The organism is Pseudoduganella sp. R-31 (assembly GCF_049913235.1).
In the GTDB taxonomy this organism is placed as follows: Bacteria; Pseudomonadota; Gammaproteobacteria; order Burkholderiales; family Burkholderiaceae_D; genus Rugamonas.
Genome location: NZ_CP183986.1, coordinates 6,379,367 through 6,400,468 on the forward strand (window position 1 = coordinate 6,379,367; position 21,102 = coordinate 6,400,468).

17 protein-coding genes are annotated in these 21,102 nt (G+C 64.6%); 9 read left to right on the forward strand and 8 right to left on the reverse strand.

Annotated elements, in window-relative coordinates; genetic code table 11:
• Nucleotides 1-2 precede the first annotated feature (2 nt).
• Nucleotides 3-2,948: a TonB-dependent receptor gene (locus ACN9MY_RS29140; RefSeq protein ID WP_426336519.1), complete on the reverse strand. Its 2,946-nt coding sequence runs from the start codon at nt 2,946-2,948 to the stop codon at nt 3-5.
• Between the two features lie 50 nt (nt 2,949-2,998).
• Nucleotides 2,999-4,456, reverse strand: coding sequence for a hypothetical protein (locus ACN9MY_RS29145; protein ID WP_426336520.1), 1,458 nt, complete (start codon nt 4,454-4,456; stop codon nt 2,999-3,001).
• 218 nt (nt 4,457-4,674) lie between these two features.
• Here ACN9MY_RS29145 and kduI point away from each other — a divergent pair, with 218 nt between their 5' ends.
• The 8 genes from kduI to ACN9MY_RS29185 are packed head-to-tail and all read left to right on the forward strand — an operon-like array spanning nt 4,675 to nt 12,976.
• The gene (gene kduI / locus ACN9MY_RS29150; protein ID WP_426336521.1) at nt 4,675-5,523 is read left to right on the forward strand and encodes a 5-dehydro-4-deoxy-D-glucuronate isomerase; all 849 of its coding nucleotides are present in this window, start codon (nt 4,675-4,677) and stop codon (nt 5,521-5,523) included.
• A 10-nt stretch (nt 5,524-5,533) separates the two neighbouring features.
• Complete coding sequence (kduD, locus tag ACN9MY_RS29155; RefSeq protein ID WP_426319455.1) at nt 5,534-6,292, forward strand: 2-dehydro-3-deoxy-D-gluconate 5-dehydrogenase KduD; 759 nt, start codon at nt 5,534-5,536, stop codon at nt 6,290-6,292.
• On the forward strand, nt 6,277-7,296 hold the full coding sequence (locus ACN9MY_RS29160) for a sugar kinase (RefSeq protein WP_426336522.1): 1,020 nt from the start codon (nt 6,277-6,279) through the stop codon (nt 7,294-7,296). The genes kduD and ACN9MY_RS29160 overlap by 16 nt, the downstream gene beginning before the upstream one ends.
• The gene (locus ACN9MY_RS29165; protein ID WP_426336523.1) at nt 7,283-8,353 is read left to right on the forward strand and encodes a hypothetical protein; all 1,071 of its coding nucleotides are present in this window, start codon (nt 7,283-7,285) and stop codon (nt 8,351-8,353) included. The genes ACN9MY_RS29160 and ACN9MY_RS29165 overlap by 14 nt, the downstream gene beginning before the upstream one ends.
• Nucleotides 8,343-9,566: an AGE family epimerase/isomerase gene (locus ACN9MY_RS29170; RefSeq protein ID WP_426165504.1), complete on the forward strand. Its 1,224-nt coding sequence runs from the start codon at nt 8,343-8,345 to the stop codon at nt 9,564-9,566. The genes ACN9MY_RS29165 and ACN9MY_RS29170 overlap by 11 nt, the downstream gene beginning before the upstream one ends.
• The gene (locus tag ACN9MY_RS29175; RefSeq protein ID WP_426165506.1) at nt 9,563-10,528 is read left to right on the forward strand and encodes a carbohydrate kinase family protein; all 966 of its coding nucleotides are present in this window, start codon (nt 9,563-9,565) and stop codon (nt 10,526-10,528) included. The genes ACN9MY_RS29170 and ACN9MY_RS29175 overlap by 4 nt, the downstream gene beginning before the upstream one ends.
• Before the next feature lie 4 nt (nt 10,529-10,532).
• Nucleotides 10,533-11,777, forward strand: coding sequence for an oligosaccharide MFS transporter (locus ACN9MY_RS29180; RefSeq protein ID WP_426165508.1), 1,245 nt, complete (start codon nt 10,533-10,535; stop codon nt 11,775-11,777).
• A complete protein-coding gene (locus ACN9MY_RS29185) occupies nt 11,774-12,976 on the forward strand; it encodes a glycoside hydrolase family 88 protein (RefSeq protein ID WP_426165510.1) in 1,203 nt (400 codons plus the stop codon). The genes ACN9MY_RS29180 and ACN9MY_RS29185 overlap by 4 nt, the downstream gene beginning before the upstream one ends.
• Here ACN9MY_RS29185 and ACN9MY_RS29190 read toward each other — a convergent pair.
• A complete protein-coding gene (locus ACN9MY_RS29190) occupies nt 12,967-14,034 on the reverse strand; it encodes a LacI family DNA-binding transcriptional regulator (RefSeq protein ID WP_426165512.1) in 1,068 nt (355 codons plus the stop codon). The two genes, ACN9MY_RS29185 and ACN9MY_RS29190, sit on opposite strands and share 10 nt — an antisense overlap.
• A gap of 20 nt (nt 14,035-14,054) precedes the next feature.
• Complete coding sequence (locus tag ACN9MY_RS29195; protein WP_426336524.1) at nt 14,055-15,512, reverse strand: flavin-containing monooxygenase; 1,458 nt, start codon at nt 15,510-15,512, stop codon at nt 14,055-14,057.
• Between the two features lie 68 nt (nt 15,513-15,580).
• Here ACN9MY_RS29195 and ACN9MY_RS29200 point away from each other — a divergent pair, with 68 nt between their 5' ends.
• Nucleotides 15,581-16,519 (forward strand): alpha/beta fold hydrolase, encoded by a 939-nt coding sequence (locus ACN9MY_RS29200; RefSeq protein ID WP_426165516.1) that lies wholly within the window; start codon nt 15,581-15,583, stop codon nt 16,517-16,519.
• Here the strand turns inward: ACN9MY_RS29200 and ACN9MY_RS29205 are convergent.
• The 4 genes from ACN9MY_RS29205 to dnaK all read right to left on the reverse strand — a co-directional run bounded on the left by ACN9MY_RS29205 (nt 16,476) and on the right by dnaK (nt 21,096).
• Nucleotides 16,476-17,255 carry a tetratricopeptide repeat protein gene (locus tag ACN9MY_RS29205; protein WP_426336525.1) on the reverse strand — a complete coding sequence of 260 codons (780 nt, stop codon included), beginning with the start codon at nt 17,253-17,255 and terminating at the stop codon, nt 16,476-16,478. The genes ACN9MY_RS29200 and ACN9MY_RS29205 overlap by 44 nt on opposite strands.
• Nucleotides 17,256-17,286: 31 nt before the next feature.
• A complete protein-coding gene (locus ACN9MY_RS29210; protein WP_426165520.1) occupies nt 17,287-17,943 on the reverse strand; it encodes a carbonic anhydrase in 657 nt (218 codons plus the stop codon).
• A gap of 5 nt (nt 17,944-17,948) precedes the next feature.
• Nucleotides 17,949-19,070 carry a molecular chaperone DnaJ gene (gene dnaJ / locus ACN9MY_RS29215; protein ID WP_426319458.1) on the reverse strand — a complete coding sequence of 374 codons (1,122 nt, stop codon included), beginning with the start codon at nt 19,068-19,070 and terminating at the stop codon, nt 17,949-17,951.
• An 85-nt stretch (nt 19,071-19,155) separates the two neighbouring features.
• The gene (gene dnaK, locus ACN9MY_RS29220) at nt 19,156-21,096 is read right to left on the reverse strand and encodes a molecular chaperone DnaK (RefSeq protein ID WP_426336526.1); all 1,941 of its coding nucleotides are present in this window, start codon (nt 21,094-21,096) and stop codon (nt 19,156-19,158) included.
• Between the last annotated feature and the right edge of the window lie 6 nt (nt 21,097-21,102).

The window sequence follows — 21,102 nt, forward strand, 5'->3', positions numbered from 1 at the left end:
GCTTAGCCGCCGAACTTGTAGCTCAGGCCAAGGCTGAAGGTGCGGCCGTTGTAGAAGTGCTGGTACTCGATCGGCACCTGGGTCGAACCTGGCTCGCCAAGGGCGCGGTTAGCCGCCTTGTTGAGGATGTTCGAGGCGTTGAAGCGCAACGTCAGGCTTGGCGCAACCTGGTAGCTGATCGAACCATCCAGCAATCCGTAGGACTTGATGTAGCGGGCCCAGATCGGGAACGGGTCGACGTTGAACAGCACCGACGGCGAGCGCCAGGTATAGACCAGGCGGGCCGACAACTTGTCGTCCTCATACATGCCGGACACGCTGACATTGTTCTTGGAGACGAACGGCTGCATGGTTTCGACGATCTTTGGCGCGGCGGCGCTGCCGAAGTTGACCGGGTTGGAGGTCTTGACGTAGCTGTAGGAACCGGACACGCCGAAGTTGTTCAGGAAGCCGTAGCTGGAATCGAAGAAGTACTGGCCCGCCACTTCCAAGCCGCGTGCATAGCCTTTTTCGGAGTTGACCTTCTTGGTCACCAGGTACTGCCCGTCCGAGCAGCCATTCGCGATGGCGCCGGAATAAGCCGGGGCGTTGCTCAGGGTTTCGCAGGAATTGATCCCGTTCGGGAAGTCCTTGATCTCCTTGTCGAACAGGGCAAGCGAGGCGTAGTTGGTCTTGTTGAAGTAATGTTCGAGCGAGATGTCGAAGCTGTCGGCCACCAGTGGCTTCAGTTGCGTATTGCCGATGCTGCCGGTACCGGTGGTGGTGTTGACGCTGATCACAGGATTCAGGTCGCCCAGCCCCGGACGGGTCATGCCGCGGCCTGCGCCGAGGCGCAGCAGGGTGTCCTGCGCCAGGTCGTAGGTCATGTTAAAGGTCGGCAGCACATTGTTGTAGGTGGAATTCTTCACGACGTCCACCAGTTGGCCGGTGCGGGTATCGGTGGCGCGGGCCGTTGCCGTGGTGTTGGTGCGCACCAGACGCACACCGACGTTACCCTTGATGCGGTCGTTGAACGCGGTGAAGTCGCCAACCAGGTAGGCCGCCGAGTCGTGCTCGCCGAAGATGCTGCGCGCACCCTGGTTTTCAACATAGGAATCCTGCGGCAGGATGCCGGCGTTCGGGAATGCCGTGCGCACCTGGTCGCCCAGCAGGGCGTCCGGGGTGTAGACCAGGTAACCGCCGCTGTAGCCGGCTTGGCCGTTCATGAAGTTGGTCGGCGCCTGCTCCAGGTTGCCGGCCAGGGTGCTGGCCGACAGCGCATTGGAACGAGTGGCGTTGACGTCCTTGCCGTCAGTGGTCAGGAACTTGCTGAAGCCGTAGTTCTGGAAGAAGTCGTGCTGGTAGGCGTGGCGCGCACCGAAGCGCAGCTTGTTGAACATGCCGTCCATGGCATAGGAACCGGACAGCGCGACCGCGAAGCCGTTATCCTTGTTGTGGTAGTTCTGGCCGTTGCCGTAATCCTTGAACACGAAGTTCTGCGGATCGCTCAAGCTTGGGCCGGTGAACGTCAACGGATGCGGCGCGCCGTCGGCGACGCGGTTGGTGGTCCATTGCAGGCCGGCCGCAGAGTCCAGTCGAATCGAGCGGTTGTCGCTCTTCTTGTCGGACCTGATGTAGTTGGCGTCGGCCTTCAGCGACAGGCGCGAGGTCGGACTCCACTCGACGCCGATGGCGCCGATCATGGTTTCCCACGGCGTGTGCTCGTCGCCGCCGATGGTGGTCATGGTCGAATTGAGGAAACTGCCGCTCAGCAGGCGCTTGTTGACGATGGTGTCGTTGCTGCCGCCGTTGCTGTTGCGGTTAGCCAGGTTCTCGTCGTAGTTGAACGGGGTGGTCTGCAGGTTCTGCACGTTCGCGCCGTCGTTCGAGTTCAGGCCGCGGTAGTTCTGGTGGTACAGGAAGGAGTAATAATTCGCCTCGGTGTAGAAACGCAGGGTGTTGCTGACGCGGTAGTCCGCCGCCAGGTTCAGGCCTTTGCGCTCGCGCATGATGGTTTCCTGGAACACGTTGGTGTTCACCCACGGAGCGATCATCACACTGTCTTGCTGGGCGGCGGTCAGGCCCGCCAGGTTCGGCGTCTGGGCGCTGGTGGTCGGTACATTGGCCAGGTAGCTGATGTCGTTGCGGCCGACGTAGGCCGACATCGGCTGGTTGGTCGCATTCGCGGTATTGGCAGCCGCCATGGTGGCGTATTCGGCGCTGTCGGCGCGGATGGCGCGCTTCAGGTTCGGGCCGCGGCCGCCGGCCGGGTTGTTGTCATTGCGCGTGGTGCTTTTCTGGTAGGTCGCTGCTGCCAGCACGCCGATGCGGCTGCCGCCGCCCAGGTCGAAGCGGTTGGCGATCAGGCCGAAGAGTTCCGGATCGGCTTTCTTGACCAGCGAGTTTTCGCGGTAATTCACGCCCAGCGATACGGTCAGGTTCTTGAAGTCGCTCGGGTTGCGGGTACGCACGTTCACCAGGCCGCCAATGCCGCCTTCGATGTGCTCCGCCGAAGGGTTCTTGTATACGTCGATGCCGGCCACCATCGCAGGGACCGCAGCTTCGACGTTGTATTCGCGGCTGCCGGCGCTGAAGTACGAGCGGCCGTTGGTCTGGAACGCGGTGTAGCCCAGGCCGCGGATGGTCACGCCGGAGCCGAAGCCGCCGAATGGGGCCGAAGCTTCGCCGCCAAAGCGGTAAGCCTGCACGCCGGGAATGCGGGTCAGCGTTTCGCCCACGTTCGGGTCGGGCAGCTTGCCGATATCGTCGGCAGTGATCGAGTCGACCACTTCCATCGTATCGCGCTTGATTGCCACGGAACTGCGGGCGCTGGCACGGATGCCGGTCACCACCACGGTGTTCTCATCGGACGCCTTTTCCTGCGCCATGGCTTGCGGCGCGAAGGCTTGCATCACTGCCAGCGCAACGCCGGACAGCTTGAGGGACATCTTGATCTGCTGCTGATTCATTCTCCATCTCCTCCAGGTATATATTTTTGTAATACTGATTTCGAAGACTGTCAGCGGAAGGTCACTCCGCTGGCGTGTGGGCCAATATCCAGCAAGTTGGGAGCGGCGCCGGTAAGACGCTTGCCGGCTACCGTCACGTTGTCGATGACGATGTTGCGCACCTGGCGGCCGGGATCGTAGCCGTAGATGACGGACGCGCTGGGCGAGCCCTTGCCGGTGTAACTGATATTGCGAAGCGTGACGTTTTCGATGCCACGCCCGGGACTGGTGTTGTACTTGGGTGTATAGGCAATGTGCAGGTTGAACAGCTTGCCTTCTTCGATGCGGTCGACGCGGATGTCCTCGAACACCACGTCGCGCACCAGGTTGTCGTCGCCGGCCATGATGCCGATGGCGCCTTCGTACTCGGGTTCATCCTCGTCGTGCTCGAGGATATCGATATTGCTGAAGCGGATGCGCTCCAGGACTTCGGGTTCGGGATGGGCAGGCGTCGGCGTATTGCCGTGGATGCCGATCATCACGGCGTGGGCCACGTCGGCCCACAGGGTGGAATCGGTCACCGTCACGTCGCGTGTATTGCCCCAGATGTCCCAGCGGTGGTTATACAGCGTGATGCAGTCGTCCGAAGTGCGGATGAAGCTGTCGGAGATGCGCACCCGTTCGCAGGCGAAGTGTCCCAGGCCATCGGACCATTGGCCGGCGCCGATGCTGCGGATGCTTTTTTCCTCGATGTCCTGCGAGGTGATGCAGCGCATGGTGCCGTGCGGCTGGTTGATGAAGATCGGGCCGTCGATGCTGACGTTTTTCGAGTTACGGATGGCGACCATGTCGACGCCGTCGAATACGCCATCGCTGATCACTTTTACGTTTTCCACGCCATCGATGAGCAGGGGGCTTTTCAGGAAGGCGGAGCCGTCGATATAGACCGTGCTGTTGGAACGCAGGCGAAACTCGCCGCTGTGGATACCTGGTCCGAAAACTACCACCGGCTGGGTGAAGTCGGGCGTCTTACCCTGGGTGATGCTGTAGCTGTCCAGGGCCGCCTGCTGCGCCGGCATGTCCTTGCGGATGGCATGGGTGAAGACGTGCAGGTTGTGCAGGCGGTCGTCGTCGAATTCCACGCTGAGGTTTTCCGGCCGCTGCATGGTGAAGTAGGCAATGCCGTCGCGTACCACAGGCTTGATGCCGCGCCCTGCGGGCCGCACGGCCACTTTGGCAAAGTTGCCGTTGTTCTTCTGCACCGCCACTTCCACCGCGCCGTCGAAATTGAAGTAGACCATGGAGGCGTCCTGCTGCTTGTCCAGGTCCACTTTGGCGCGGTATTCATACAGGTCCTGCCACACGCCGCCCGGGGTGCGCACGCGCACCGTGAAATCGTCGTTATGGTGCGAGTAGCGCAGCGGCTGCGGGAAAGGGAACACCTGCAGGCGATCGGCAGCCAGGGCGGCGGCCGGCAACAACAGGGCAAGGCTGGCGCAGGCAAGGCGCCGGGTCAGGTACGTCAACACTTGGTCTCCTCCGATGACTTAGTCATTCTAAGTTTAGTGTTATCGATAACGCGCTTTGACGAATGCAATGGCTGGGTTTTTGGCGCGTTTTTTACATGCTACTGAAAGAAGTAGACCCGGAACAATAAAAAAATGCATCAGAGCTATATGAATCTGGCATAAATCCGCCGCGCCGGAGCGCATATACTTGTTATCGATAACAGAAATGGAGGCGGTTAATGTTCGAAAAGTGCTACCACGCGACCCACCCTGACATGATGGCCGGCGCCAGCAACGAGCAGTTGCGCGAGCGCTACCTGGTCGACGGCTTGTTCCAGCCAGGCCAGCTCCGGCTCAATTACTGCCATCACGAGCGCTTCGTGATCGGCGGGGCGGCGCCGGTGCACAGCGAACTGGCGCTGCCGCGCCAGACCGAACCTGCCGCCGCCGCAGGCCAGCCTTTCCTGGCGCGGCGCGAACTGGGCATCATCAACGTGGCGGACGGCGCCGGCCGCGTCACGGTCGACGGCCAGGTCATTTCGCTGGCGCCGCGCGACGGCCTGTATGTGCCGATGGGCGCAGGCGACGTCAGCTTCGCTTCCGACGATCCGGCCAACCCGGCCCGCTTCTACCTGGTGTCGACGCCGGCCCACCAGCGCTTCGAACTCACCAAGATCACCCACGCCCAGGCGGTGCCGCTGGAACGCGGCAGCCCGGAAACTTCGAATGCGCGCACCATTTACCAGTATGTGGTGCCCGGCGTCTGCCAGTCGGCCCAACTACTGCTTGGCCTGACGGTGCTGCAGACCGGCAGCGTGTGGAACACCATGCCGCCCCACCTGCATGAGCGCCGCTCCGAGGTGTACTTCTATTTCGGCCTGCCGCCATCCGAACGCGTGTTTCACTTCATGGGCGAACCGGACAGCGCGCGCCACATCGTGGTGGCCAACGAGGAAGCCGTAGTGTCGCCGCCATGGTCGATCCATATGGGTTCCGGCACCTCGAACTATGCCTTCATCTGGGCCATGGGCGGCGAGAACCTCGACTACACCGACATGCAGGCAGTCGATATCTGCCAATTGAAATAAAGGACGCGCCATGCCTTACCTGTTCAACCTGAGCGGCCAGGTGGCGCTGGTAACCGGCGCCAACACGGGCCTGGGCCAGGCAATTGCCGTGGCGCTGGCGGCCGCCGGCGCCGACATCGTGGCTGCCGGCCGCAGCGCCGCCGACGATACCGCGGCGCGCGTGGCGGCAACCGGCCGCCGCTTCCTGTTCCTGCAGGCAGATTTTGCCGCCGATGGCGCCGCCATGCGGCAGGTGGCCGATGCGGCCTATGCCTGGCAGGGCAGGCTCGACATCCTGGTCAACAATGCCGGCACCATCCAGCGTGCCGACAGCCTGGATGTGAGCGAAGAGGACTGGGACCGCGTGGTCGACACCAACCTCAAGGCGCCCTTCTTCCTGGCGCAGGCGGCGGCGCGCCATATGGCCGGCCAGGGTTCCGGCAAGATCATCAACATCGCCTCCATGCTGTCCTTCCAGGGCGGCTTGCGGGTGCCGGCCTACGCCGCCAGCAAGAGCGCCATCGCCGGCCTGACACGCGCCCTGGCCAACGAATGGGCGGCGTGCGGCATCAACGTCAATGCGCTGGCGCCGGGCTACTTTGAAACCAATAACACCGCGCCGCTGCGCGACGACCCGCAGCGCGCGCCGGCGATCCTGGCGCGCATCCCGGCCGGCCGCTGGGGCCAGCCGGGCGACCTGGCCGGCGCCGCCGTATTCCTGGCCAGCCGCGCCAGCGACTACGTGCACGGCATCGTATTGCCGGTCGATGGCGGATGGCTGGCGCGATGAAGGGCCGCATCGTCTGCTTTGGCGAAATGCTGCTGCGCCTGTCCTCGCCGGCCGGACAACTGCTGCTGCAAACGCCGCAACTCGACACCTGCATAGGCGGGGCGGAAGCCAATGTCGCCGTCTCGCTGGCGCGCTTCGGCCAGCCGGCTGCCATGGCCAGCACCCTGCCGGACAACGCACTTGGCTGGGGCGCGCGCGACCAGTTGCGCATGCACGGCGTGGCGGTGGACGGGCTGCGTTTCGAGCCGGGCCGCATGGGCCTGTATTTCCTCACGCCGGGCGCCGTCATGCGCCCATCCGAAATCGTGTACGACCGCGCCGGCTCCGCTTTTGCGCTGGCCGATCCAGCGGCTTACGACTGGGCGGAGCTGCTTGATGGCGCGGCCTGGCTGCACGTGTCGGGCGTTTCGCCAGCCGTCGGCGAACAGGCGGCGCAAGCCGTGCTGGACGCGATGACGGCGGCGCGCGCATGCGGCGTGCAGGTGTCCTACGACGGCAATTACCGCGCCTCGTTGTGGGCCGCGCGCGGCAGCGACGGCGCCGGCGTGCTGCGCACCCTGCTGGCGCAAGCCGACCTGGCGTTTGCCGGGCCGCGCGACATCGCCCTGCTGCTCGGCGAACCTGGGCTGGCGCAGCAAGGATGCGCCGAGGAAGCCATTGCCGCCTGCTTCGCCGCCTTCCCGCAATTGCAGCGGCTGGCGGCCACGCAAAGGGCGCAGGACAGCGTCGACCAGCATACCCTGTCGGCCACGCTGCACACGCGCCAGGGCGCGCTGCAGGCCGGCAGCTACGCCATGCACGGCATTGTCGACCGCATCGGCGGCGGCGACGCATTTGCCGCAGGCATGCTGCATGGTTTGCACAGCGGCTGGAGCGACAGCGAAGCGCTGGAATTCGCGCTGGCAGCGGCCGTCGCCAAGCACAGCATCGCGGGCGACTTCAACCTGGCCAGCGTGGCGCAGGTGGAGGCCGTGCGCGGCGGGAGGCTGGATGTCCAGCGCTGACCACTTCGTGCGCACCACGCGCGGCCCGTGGCGCCTGTGCTGGGTCCACGGCAGCGCCGAAATCCAGGCCCTGGGCGGCATGCTAGGGCCGCTGCAGTTCCGCCTCGACGATGAACGCGAGCTGGACGTCATGCACGTGGCGCCCTGGTCCGGGCTGACGCGCGCCAGCGCCCTGCCCGGCGTGCTGCGCCGCCTGCGCGGCGAATGGCCCTGCATTCCTTTCGGCCGCGCCGACCAGCCGCCCGCGCTGCCGCCCGGCTGGCGGGTGCAGCCGGCCGACGACAGCTGGCATCATGGCTATGCCGCCAACCACCGCTGGCAATGCCTGCATGCCGATGCCGGCCGGGTACGGCTGGCGCTCGACTTTCCGCCCGGCGCCGCAGTGGCGCGCGTGGAGCGCGAAATCTGCGCCGACCCGCACGCGGCGGCCATCGATATCGGGCTGACGGTATGGGCGCGGCGCCCGGCCCGGCTGCCGCTCGGACTGCACCCCACATTCAGACTGCCGCCGGCGGCGCAGCGCGTACGCGTCATGCTGGGCCGCCACGACGGCATCCACAGCTACCCCGCCCTAGCCAGCGATTCGGTGACGCGGCTGCAGCCCGACACCTGTTCGGCGGACCTGTCGGCGCTGGCCGGCATCGACGGCCCGCTCGACCTGGCGCGATTGCCGGCACACGGCGTGTTTGAAGAATTGCTGCAGGCGCGTGCCGTGCAAAGCGCCAAGGAAGGCGCGCCGCCGTTCGCCCTGCATTACCTCGATTACGATGCCTGCGTCGGCCTGTGGTGGGACACCGCGCAATTGCCCGACCTGATGCTGTGGGTCAGCAACGGCGGGCGCCAGCGTTTTCCCTGGCAGGGCCGCCATCTGGCGCTCGGCGCGGAACCGGTCAACAGCCTGTTCGACCTGGGCCGCGTAGCCAAGGCGCCGCCCGGCCATCCGCTGGCCGACCGCACCGGCATTGCGCTCGATCCCGCCACGCCATGGCACACCCGTTACCGTATCGCCGCCTGGCAGCAGGCGGCCCATCCAGACGCCGACCACCATGCCTTATAAACCCGTGCCGTTCCGTTCGCGCCCAATGCTGCTGGCCCATATCCGCCACACCATGGGCTTCTACCATCCGCGCTGCATCGATCCGAGCGGCGGCTTCTATCATTTCTTCCTCGACGACGGCACGGTGTACGACCGCAGCACGCGCCACCTGGTCAGCAGCACCCGCTTCATCTTCAACTACGCCATGGCCTACCGACACTTCGGCGACCCCGCATACCTGCAGGCGCTGCGCCATGGCCTGGCTTTCCTGCGCGACGTGCAGCGCGATCCGCAGACCGGCGGCTATGCCTGGCAGCTGGAATGGCAGGATGGCCGCAAGCGCATCATCGACAGCGACAACCATTGCTACGGCCTGGCCTTCGTGCTGCTGGCCTATGCCCATGCCAGCATGGCCGGCGTGGCGGAAGCGCGGCCCCATATCGAAGAGACTTTCGCGCTGATGGAGCGCCGCTTCTGGCAGCCGCAGCACGGCCTGTACGCCGACCAGGCCAGCGCCGACTGGTCGGTGCTCGATCCGTATCGCGGCCAGAACGCCAATATGCACGCGTGCGAGGCGCTGCTGGCGGCTTATTCGGCCACCGGCGAACTGCGCTACCTGCACCGCGCCGAAACCGTGGCGCGCAATATCACGCAGCGCCAGGCCGGCCTGGCCGGCGGCTTTATCTGGGAGCACTACCGCGAAGACTGGTCGGTGGACTGGGACTACAACCGCCACGACAAGAGCAATATCTTCCGCCCCTGGGGCTACCAGCCGGGTCACTTTACCGAGTGGGCCAAGCTGTTGTTGCTGCTGGAGCGCGAAGCGCCGCAACTGGCCGGCCCAGGCGACTGGCTGCTGCCGCGCGCCAGGCAATTGTTCCAGGTCGCGCTGGAGCGGGCCTGGGACACGCAGCATGGCGGCATCGTCTACGGTTTCGGCCCGGATGGCGAAATCTGCGACGGCGACAAGTACTTTTGGGTGCAGGCGGAAAGCCTGGCCGCAGCAGCAGTGCTGGGCGCCCGGACCGACGACACCAGCTACTGGGACTGGTACGACAGGATCTGGGACTACAGCTGGCGCCACATGGTCGACCACGAGCACGGCGCGTGGTACCGCTTGCTCAGCCGCGACAACGTCAAGCAAAGCACGGAAAAGAGCCCGGCCGGCAAGACCGATTACCACACCATGGGCGCCTGCTATGAAGTGCTGGGCGCACTGGAGGCGGCGCCATGAGCGCACTGCCCCACTTCGTCGCCGCCGGCGAAGCGCTGACCGACCTGCTGCGCAGCGGCCCTCACGGTTGGACCAGCCAGGTGGGCGGTTCGACCTGGAACGTGGCGCGCGTGGTGGCCCGCCTCGGCATGCCCAGCGCCTTTGCCGGTGCCGTCAGTCGCGACGTATTCGGCGCGGCGCTGGCCACAGCCAGTGAGGCGGCCGGCCTGGATCGCCGCTTCCTGCAGCAGCTGGACCGCTCGCCGCTGCTGGCCGTAGTGCACGAACTGGACCCGCCGCGCTATTTCTTCGTAGGCGACGACAGCGCCGACCTGCATTTCGACGCGGCGCAACTGCCGGCCGGATGGCAGGCCGCTGCACGCTGGGTGCATTTCGGCGGCATCAGCCTGGCGCGCGAACCGCTGGCCGGCAAGCTGGTGGCGCTGGCGGCCGAACTGAAGGCGCAGGGTGTGTCGATCAGCTACGACCCTAATTTCCGCAGCCTGATGGACCAGCGCTACGACGCCACGCTGCGCCGCATGACCACCCTGGCCGACGTGATCAAGGTATCCGACGAAGACCTGCACGGACTGTTCCGCCATAACGACAGCGCGGCCTCGCTGGCTGCCATGCGCACGCTCAATCCCGGCGCCACCATCCTGTACACCCAGGGTGCGCAAGGCGCCACCCTGCTCAAGAAAGACAGTAGCTGGCATGCCAAGCCGCCCGCCGTGACTGTGGCCGACACCGTCGGCGCCGGCGACGCAAGCATCGGGGCCCTGGTCTACAGCCTGCTGCGCCATCCCGAGCGCGATGGCGGCGAACACCTGCGTTTCGCCGTCGCTGCCGGCGCCGCAGCCTGCACCGCGCCAGGCGCCACGCCGCCCGCGCTGGAGCAGGTGGCGGGCCTGCTGGCGGCGACAGCGGTGCAGGAAACCGGCGCCCCGAACCGGCCAACCCAATCTTTTACCCCGGCAGGATGACACCATGAACAGCCAGCAGTCGCATTTCCGCTTCCTGTGCAGCTTTGTCTTCATCTTCTTCTTTGCGCAGGCGATGGCTATCTCGCTTCTGGCCCTGTGGCTGCGCAGCAGCCTGCAATTGAGCGGCACCGAAGCGGGCATCGTCTTTTCCGCCAACTTCATCGCGGCCATGTGCTCGCAGCCGGTGTACGGCTTCGTCTCCGACCGGGTCGGCATGCGCAAGCACGTTCTGTGGCTGGTGGCCGGCCTGGTCACCCTTTGCGGCCTGTTCTTCAGCTTCGTGTACGCCCCGCTGCTGAAGGCAAATATCGTGGCCGGCGCGGTGCTGGGCGGTGCCTACCTGGGCGTAACCTTCATCGCAGGCAGCTATGCGCTGGAATCGTATGTGGACCGCATCGGCCGCCGCCACGGCTTCGAATACAGCCGCGTAAGGCTGTTCGGATCGCTGGGCTTTGCCAGCGCCGCCCTGGTGAGCGGCCGCCTGTTCAATGTCGACCCGGCCATCAACTTCTTCCTGGCCTCGGCCGCCGGCCTGCTGCTGCTTGGCCTGCTCCTGTTCTGGCGCACAGATGCCGCCGCCGGCGCAACGGACGCGCAGGCGCCGGCGCACAAGGTGCATCTGGCGGAAGCGCTGGCCCTGTTGCGCAACGGCCAGTTCTGGCGCTTCATGGTGTTCATCCTCGGTGTCACCAACCTGTACCTGGTATTCGACCAGCAGTTTCCCAGCTATTTCACCAGCCTGTTCGCCGACAAGGAAACCGGCGCCGCCATGTTCGGCTACCTCAATTCGCTGCAGATCTTCATCGAAGCCGGCGGCCTGTTCCTGTCGCCACTGCTGGTCAAGCGCATCGGCGCCAAGCGCGGCCTGCTGCTGGCCGGCGGCATCATGCTGGTGCGCATTGCCGGCTCCGGCCTTGCGGTCGGCCCGCTCAGCATCTCGGCGATGAAGCTGCTGCATTCAGTGGAGCTGCCGATCCTGGTGGTGTCGGTGTTCCGCTATATCGCCTGCCACTTCGACAACCGCCTGGCCTCCACCATCTACATGGTCGGCGTCAGCTTCGGCCATTCGCTCGGCCTGGCGATCCTGTCGCCGATCGCCGGCAAAGGCTACGACCTGCTCGGCTTCCCTGCCACCTACCTGTTGATGGCAGCTTTGGGCCTGGTGTTCCTGCTGCTGTCGGCATGGCTGCTGTCGCCCACTGCGCCGGAAATCGCCACACGCAACAAGCCCCAAGGAGTTACCGCATGACCCAAGCCCTGAACAGCGCGCGCCTGGAAGCGCTGGACGTCGAACGCCTGCCGCCGCACTGGGACGGCAGCATCGACAGCGTGCTGCTGCAGCGCGCCACCGCCCAGGCCCTGCTGTCCATCGACCGCAACCTGCGCCACTTCGGCGACAACTTTCCCGCACCATCGAGCAGCGGCCTGCAATACCCGGCAATCGGCAATATCGAATGGACCAACGGCTTCTGGACAGGCATGCTGTGGCTGGCCTATGAGCTGACCGGCGCACCGCATTACCGCGCCGGCGCCGAACGCCAGGTGCGCAGTTTTCATGCGCGCCAAGCCGGGCGCCAGCACACCAGCCACCACGACCTGGGCTTCCTGTACAGCCTTTCCTGCGTGGCCTCGCATCGCGTGACCGGCGACCCACTGGCAGCGGAAGCGGCGCTGGGTGCGGCACGCCTGCTGCTGGAACGCTACCTGCCGCACGCCGGCATCATCCAGGCCTGGGGCGAGCTGTGCGACCCGGCGCAGCAGGGCCGCATGATCATCGACTGCAACCTGAACCTGCCCTTGCTGTACTGGGCCAGCGAGCATAGCGGCGAGGCGGCGTTCCGCATCGCAGCCGACAGCCATATCGAGGCAGCGGCGCGCCATATCGTGCGGCCGGATGGTTCCACCTTCCACACCTTCTTCTTCGATCCCGCCAGCGGCCGTCCGCTGCAGGGCAATACCCATCAGGGCTTCGCCGACGATTCGTGCTGGGCGCGCGGGCAGGCCTGGGGCATCTCGGGCTTCCCGCTGGTGTACCGCTACAACGGCAATGCGCGCCTGCTGGACCTGGCCAAGGTGCTGGCCAACTACTTCCTGAACCGGTTGCCCGCAGACGGCATCTGCTACTGGGACCTGGTGTTCACTTCCGGCAGCGAAGAGCGCGACAGTTCTGCTGCGGCCATCGCTGCCTGCGGCCTGCTGGAGCTGGAGGCGAGCCTGGCGGCCGACGACCCGCTGCGCCCGGCCTACCGGCGCGCCGCCATCGGCATCGTGCAGGAACTGTCGGCCAGCTACCTGGTCCGGGATACGGCGCCGGGCAGCGGCCTGCTGCAGCATGCGGTGTACCACAAGCCGCAAGGCATCGGCGTGGACGAATGCTGCATCTGGGGCGATTACTTCTACCTGGAGGCGCTCACCAGGCTGCAGCGCAACTGGCGGCCTTACTGGTAAGGAGCCGGGCTGCCGGCCGAGGATTCGCGCGTAACGAGGGTGTACGGCAGCAGGCGATGCGGCACGTGGCGCGACTCGCCCGCGCGGCGGCTGCGCACCTGGTCGACCAGCAGGTCGACCGCCAGGCGCGCCATGTCGCCGATCGGCTGGTGGATGGTGGTCAGTTCCGGCCAGACGGTGGTGGCCACCGGCGTATCGTCGAAACCGCACACCGTCAGGTCTTCCGGCACCTGCAGGTGCATGCCGTGGGCCACGGCGATCACGGCGGCCGCCATGTCGTCGTTGCTGGCGAAGATGGCTGTCGGCCGCGGCTCCTGCGCCAGCAGGCTGCGTGCCGCAGTCAAGCCGGAGCGGTAGGTGAACAGGCCCTGCGCCACGCGCTGCGGCGGCACCGCCAGGCCGGCTTCCTCCATTGTGTCCATGAAGGCCTGGTAGCGCAGTTGGGCCGGGGTGTGCTCAGGGTCGCCCTTGATGAAGGCGATGTTCTTGTGGCCCAGCGACAGCAGGTAGCGCGTCATGGTGCGAGCGCCTTCGTAGTCGTCGATGCGCACCGCTGCCACGCCGGTCAGCGGGCGCGCAGTGGCTACTGCCACCGTCGGGATGCCGATTTCATCGAGCTGGCGCAGCGCCTCTTCGGCGTCGCACAGGGGCGGCGGCACCAGGATGCCGTCGGCGCCTTCGGCGATCAGCCTTTCGATAGCCTTGCGCTGGCTGGACAGGCCGTCGCAGCGTTCCAGCAGCAACTGGGCGCCATTCTGGCCGCACTGGTCCATCGCGCCGACCAGCAGGGCGCTCAGGAAGGCGGCGCTGGGATTGCTGTACAGCAGGCCAACGCGCAGCGTACCGATGCGGGCCGCGCGTGCCGCATGGTTCACCTGGTATTTGAGCGAGGCGATGGCGGCCAGCACCTTGTCGCGCGTGGCCTCGCTGACATGGGAATTGCCGTTGATGACGCGCGAAACCGTCATGGCCGACACCCCGGCCGCGCGTGCCACGTCATATACGGTGGCGCCGCCAGTGGCGCGCGCCTGTTTGCTTACATCGTCCATTTTGTCCATGCCTGCTTCAACCCGACTGATTATCGCATCGAACGGCGCACGATGTAGCTGCCGATATCGAAGCGCCTGGTGATATGGCGGTAATGGAAGGTGAAGCCAGGCCAGATCACCAGATTGCGACCGCGCGAATCGAGGTACCAGCTCTTGCAGCCCGTATGCCATACGGTGCCCTTGAGCTTTTGCTGCAGCCGGCGGTTGTAGGCGCCCTGCACCTCCGGCTTCACCTCGACCGAGTGCAGGCTATCGCGCAGCACGCGCCGCACGCCATCCACGGCGTAGCGCACGCCGGATTCGATCATGTAGAGCATTGAATTGTGGCCCAGCAGGGTATTCGGCCCGGTGATCATGAAGAAGTTCGGAAACCCTGCCACAGTGGCGCCTTTGTAAGCGCCTGCGCCATCCTCCAGCGCCTGGCCGAAACTGCGGCCGCCGCGCCCGCGCAGTTCGATCGGGCCGTAGGCATGTTCGACGTCGAAACCGGTGGCGTAGATGATCACATCGACCGGGCGCTCCTCACCGCTGCCGGTGACGATGCTGTGCTCACGCACTTCGCGGATGCCGTCTTTCAGCACGGCGACGTTGGGCTGCGCCAGCGCGGGATAGTAATCGTTGGTCAGCAGCACGCGCTTGCAGCCCAGCGCGTACTCCGGCGCCAGCTTGGCGCGCAGCTGCGGATCGGCAACCTGCTGCTTCAGGTGGCGCATGGCCTGCCATTGCATGAGCTTGGCCAGCGCGGGCAGGAAAATGAATAGCACGACACGCGATTCGAACTGCACATAGTGCTTGGCGCGGAACAGCAGCTGCAGCGGGCGCACGCGATCGAGCAGCCATCGCTCGACGCGGGTGACGGCACGGTCGGGGCGCGGCAGCACCCAGTGTGCCGTACGCTGGAAGTGGTCCAGCTGCCGCACCAGCGGCTGTATCTCCGGCACGAACTGCACCGCGCTGGCGCCGCTGCCGATCACGGCCACGCGCTTGCCGCGCAAGTCGATGCTGTGGTCCCATTGCGCGGAATGGAAGGCCTGGCCGCGGAAACGCTCGATGCCTGGAAAGTGCGGCACGCTTGGGCGTCCCAGCAGGCCGATGGCGAAGATCACCGTGCGGGCGGTCATGTCGCCTTTGCTGGTGGCGATGCGCCAAGTGCCCGTGGCCTCATCGAACTGCGCCGAACGCAGCGCAGTGCCGAGGCGCAGGTGCCGCTCCAGGTCGAATTCGCGCACGACGCGCAAGGTGTATTCGAGCAGTTCGTCCTGGCGCGGGAACAGGCGGCTCCAGTGCGCGTTCTGCGCAAAGGAAAACGAGTACAGGTGGCTGGGAATATCGCAGGCTGCGCCGGGATAGGTGTTGACGCGCCAGGTGCCGCCGAACACTTCATCCTTTTCCAGCATGACGAAGTTGTCGATGCCTGCTTCCTTCAGCTTGATTGCGCTGCATATGCCGCCAAAGCCGCTGCCCACGATCACAACGTCATAGTCCATTGCCGCCCCCCTGGATGGTTTGGCAGACTATAATTTTGCATTAATAACAAGTCAATACGGAGGCGGGGATGTTCTTCTTTTACGCGTTAGGCGGCGCGGTGCTGGCGCTGGCGGCGGCGGACCGGCTGCTGCCAGGACCCGTGGCGCGGGCCTCGCTGGCACTGGAGCGCAAGCGTTCCGGTCTCACGCTGCGGCGTGCTTCCCTGCCCTACCTCGACAGCCGCGCCGGCACGGAAGTACTGCTGCTGGTGCACGGCTTTGCCGGCGACAAGGACAACTTCACCCGCATCGCGCGCTTCCTCGCTCCCCACTACCGCGTCATCATTCCCGACCTGCCGGGCTTCGGCGATGCGCGCCGCGATCCCGGCGCGAGGCACGACATGGCAACGCAAGTCGAGAATCTTCGCGCCTTCATGGCCGAACTGGGCGTGCAGCGCTTCCACATGGGCGGTAATTCGATGGGCGGCTTTATCGCCGCCGAATACGCGGCGCGCTACCCTGAGCAGGTGGCGAGCCTCTGGCTGCTGGCGCCCGCCGGTACGGAAGCTGCGTACGACAACCCCACTTTCCGAACTTATCTGGCCAGTGGCGCAATGCCGCTGCTGGTGTCCGGCCCGCGCGACTTCGACACGCTGATGGCGAGCTGCATGGCCAAACCGCCGTTCTTCCCCTACTCGCTGAAGCACATGCTGGCGCGACGTGCTGTGGCGGATTACGGGCTGCACTGCGCCATCATGCGCGAACTGGTCGACTCGCCGACGTTGCGCGGCACAATTGAAACGCCTGCTCTGATCGTGTGGGGCACCGAAGACCGCATCCTCAGCCCCGAAGGCGCCGCCGCAACAAAGGCACTAATGCCGAACGCCCGGCTGACCATGATGGAGGGCGTCGGTCACCTGCCGATGCTGGAAGCGACGCGCCGTGCGGCGTACGATTTCCTTGAATTCCAGCGTGAATTGGCAACTAGGCGGGACGACCAGTCAGCGCAAAAGCGCGGGTGCGCCTGAGGAACTCGTTGAACTGGGAGGCGTGCTCGGGGAAGAGTTCCTGGCCTTCGGTGAAGATGGCCTCGGCCTCGTCAAGGTGACCCAGTTTGAGCAAGCATTCCCCCTTGGCGAAGAAGGCTGCCATGCCTTCTGGATTGAGGTAGATCGATTCGTCCAGGTCGCGCAAGGCTTGCTGGTGCAGGCCCAATTCCATGAAGGCGAAGGCCCGCTTGCCCAGCGCGTCGGTGTAGGCGGGATACAGTTCGATTGCCTTGCCATATTCGTTGATGGCGTCGATGCGGCGGCCTTCGGCGGCGTGCATTCCGGCGCGTTCGAAATGCTCGGTGGCAGTGCGCATGATCGTGTCGACATCCTGCCCGGTCAGGCGGACATAGAGTTCGAAGTCCATATACTTCAGGCCTTGCAATTCGCGCGCTGTGGCGGGCTGGTTGCCGGCCAGCTCCCATCCTTCCGCCAGTGAAGCCGCGGCGCGCGGCGCATGCGCCATGCGCACGGCGGCTTGTGCCAGCGATGCCAGCGCAGGCTTGCCGATACTCGTTTCGTAAGTCAGGCAGTGGGCGGTGGCGCCGTCGACAGCGAACACCTTGAGCGAGCTCCAGCCCTGGCCATCCGGCAGCGGCTGGACGAGCACATCTCCCGCCTTCACGGCGAGCTGGGAGTGGGGATGGAAATTTCCCGCCGCCCTGGCGCGCGAGGCGCCAAGGGAAGCGAGGAAGGCAGTGATGGTTTTAAGCATGCACAGGAGTGTACATGCTTTTTTAACAGGTTTACTGCTTGGCGTAGGATGCCAGGCGGGCGTCGATGGAAGGCTGCAGGTCTGCCGGAGAGCTGATGTTCATGCCCAGGTCGTTCAGCAGGCCGTCCTTCAGGCCATACACAAAGCCGTGCACGGTCAGTTCCTGGCCGCGGTCCCAGGCGTCCTGCACGATGGTTGTGGAGCAGACGTTCGCCACCTGTTCCACCACGTTCAGTTCGCACAGGCGCTCGCTCTGCTTGTTGACATCGTTCAGCGCGGTGCCCAGGTAGCGTTCGTGCTTAGTGGCGACGTCTTGCACATGGCGCAGCCAGTTGTCGACCAGGCCCACGCGGCCGCCGGTCAGGGCGGTGTGCACGCCCTTGCAGCCGTAGTGGCCCACGATGATCACGTGCTTGACCTTCAGCACTTCGATCGAGAACTGCAGCACCGACAGGGAATTCAGGTCCGAGTGCACCACCACGTTGGCGATATTACGGTGTACGAACACTTTGCCTGGGGGCAGGCCAAGCAGTTCGTTTGCCGGTACGCGCGAATCGGAGCAACCGATCCACAGGTATTCCGGTCCCACCATCGACAGGTCGCGGAAGTAGTCCGGGTCCTTGGCCAATTTGGCCTCGGCCCATTTGCGGTTGTTTTCCAGCAGGTGCTTCAGTACGTCGTCGCTCATGTCTCTCACTCGAAGAAGTCTTTGACCTTGTCCATGAAGGACTTGGTCTGTGGGCTATGCTTCGCACCACCCTCGGTGGTGGAACGCTCGAATTCGCGCAGCAGTTCCTTCTGCTTGTCGGTCAGCTTGACCGGGGTCTCAACGGCGACATGGCAGAACAGGTCGCCCGGATAACCGGAGCGCACGCCCTTGATGCCCTTGCCCTTGAGGCGGAAGGTCTTGCCGGACTGGGTGCCGTCCGGAATGGTGAACGATACTTTACCATCGAGCGTCGGCACTTCGATTTCGCCGCCCAGCGCCGCCTTGGCGAAGCTGATCGGCATTTCGCAATGCAGGTCGTCGCCTTCGCGCTGGAACACCGGGTGCGGCTTGATGTGGATTTCCACATACAGGTCGCCCGGCGGCCCGCCGTTGGTGCCCGGCTCGCCGTTGCCGGTGGAGCGGATGCGCATGCCGTTGTCGATACCGACCGGGATCTTCACTTCCAGCGTCTTGTTGCGCTTGATGCGGCCCGCGCCGGAGCACGATGGGCATGGTTCAGGAATGATCTTGCCGGTGCCGTGGCACTTCGGGCAGGTCTGCTGGATGCTGAAGAAGCCCTGCTGCATGCGCACCTGGCCGTGGCCGCCGCAAGTGGAGCAGGTGACCGGCTGGGTGCCCGGCTTGGCGCCGGAACCGTGGCAGGTGTCGCACTTGTCCCAGCTCGGCACGCGGATGGTGGTGTCGAAACCGTGGGCGGCCTGCTCCAGGGTGATTTCCAGGTTGTAGCGCAGGTCGGCGCCGCGGTAAACCTGCGGGCCGGACTGGCGGCTGCGGCCACCGCCGAAAATATCGCCAAAGATGTCGCCGAAGGCGTCGCCAAAGCCGCCGAAGCCGCCGCCGCCGCCCGCACCCATGTTCGGGTCAACGCCGGCGTGACCGTAACGGTCATACGCTTCGCGCTTTTCAGGGTTGGTCAGCATCTCGTAGGCCTCTTTGACCTCCTTGAACTTCTCTTCGGCCTCTTTGTTATCCGGATTGCGGTCCGGATGGTATTTCATCGCGAGTTTGCGATAGGCCTTCTTGATTTCGTCTTCGGACGAGTTCTTAGCGACCCCGAGGATCTCGTAAAAATCACGCTTTGCCATGGTGTACCAATTTATGCGAAAAAGCCGAGCGAGCCCCTGTTGGATGCTCGGCTCGGCAGGTCATAGAGTTGACCGGATTTGAAGCTTACTTGCTGTCTTTGACTTCCTTGAAGTCAGCGTCGACCACGTCGTCCTGGGCTGGCTTGGATTCAGCCTGTGCACCGGCACCAGCGCCTTCGGCACCGGCTGCGCCTTGCTGCGCCTGCATGTCAGCGTACATTTTCTCGCCCAGCTTCTGCGAAGCTTCGGACAGCGCTGCCACCTTGGCGTCGATCGCTGCCTTGTCGCCATCCTTGATGGTGGCTTCCAGGGCGGTGATCGCAGCTTCGATCTTCTCTTTCTCGCCGGCTTCCAGCTTGTCGCCGTACTCGGTCAGGGACTTCTTGGTCGAGTGCACCAGCGCGTCGGCCTGGTTGCGGGACTCGGCCAGTTCCTTCAGCTTCTTGTCTTCTTCCGCGTTCAGTTCCGCGTCCTTCACCATCTTCTGGATTTCCTCTTCGGACAGGCCGGAGTTCGCCTTGATGGTGATCTTGTTTTCCTTGCCGGTGGCCTTGTCTTTCGCGCCCACGTGCAGGATGCCGTTGGCGTCGATGTCGAAGGTCACTTCGATCTGCGGGGTGCCGCGTGCTGCCGGCGGGATGCCTTCCAGGTTGAATTCGCCCAGGCCCTTGTTGCCCGCTGCGATTTCACGTTCGCCCTGGTACACCTTGATGGTCACGGCCGGCTGGTTGTCGTCGGCGGTGGAGAACACTTGCGAGAACTTGGTAGGAATCGTGGTGTTCTTGTGGATCATCTTGGTCATCACGCCGCCCAGGGTTTCGATACCCAGGGACAGCGGGGTCACGTCCAGCAGCAGCAGGTCCTTGCGGTCGCCCGACAGGACTGCACCCTGGATCGCGGCGCCAACAGCCACGGCTTCGTCAGGGTTCACGTCCTTGCGTGGATCCTTGCCGAAGAACTCTTTCACTTTTTCCTGCACCTTAGGCATACGGGTCATGCCGCCGACCAGGATGATGTCGTCGATGTCGGACACTTTCACGCCGGCGTCCTTGATCGCGGTGCGGCAAGGCTCGATGGTGGCGGTGATCAGCTCCTCAACCAGGGACTCCAGCTTGGCGCGGGTCATCTTCAGGTTCAGGTGGACTGGGGCACCGTTCGCCATGGCGATGTAAGGCTCGTTGATTTCGGTCTGCTGCGAGGACGACAGTTCGATCTTCGCGCGCTCGGCCGATGCCTTGATACGCTGCAGGGCGATTGGATCCTTCTTCAGGTCCAGGCCGTTGATCTTCTTGAACTCTTCGATGATGTAGTCGATCACGCGCTGGTCGAAGTCTTCGCCGCCCAGGAAGGTGTCGCCGTTGGTCGACAGCACTTCGAACTGCTTCTCGCCGTCCACGTCGGCGATTTCGATGATCGAGATGTCGAAGGTACCGCCACCCAGGTCATACACGGCGATCTTGCGGTCGCCCTTGTCGGTCTTGTCCAGGCCGAAAGCCAGTGCGGCTGCGGTAGGTTCGTTGATGATACGCTTGACGTCCAGGCCGGCGATACGGCCGGCGTCCTTGGTTGCCTGGCGCTGCGAGTCGTTGAAGTAGGCAGGCACGGTGATGACCGCTTCGGTCACTTCTTCGCCCAGGTAGTCTTCAGCGGTCTTCTTCATCTTGCGCAGCACTTCTGCGGAAATCTGAGGAGGAGCCAGTTTCTTGTCGCGCACGCCGATCCAGGCGTCGCCGTTGTCGGCCTTGGTGATTTCGTAAGGCATCAGGGAGATGTCCTTCTGGACTTCCTTCTCCTGGAACTTACGGCCGATCAGGCGCTTCACCGCGAACAGGGTGTTTTTTGGGTTGGTGACGGCCTGGCGCTTGGCAGGTGCGCCAACCAGGATTTCGCCGTCGTCTTGGTAGGCGATGATCGAAGGGGTGGTACGCGCGCCTTCTGCATTCTCGATGACCTTCGGCGAGCCATTTTCCATGATGGCGACGCAGGAATTGGTGGTGCCCAGGTCAATACCGATGATTTTGCCCATGATTTG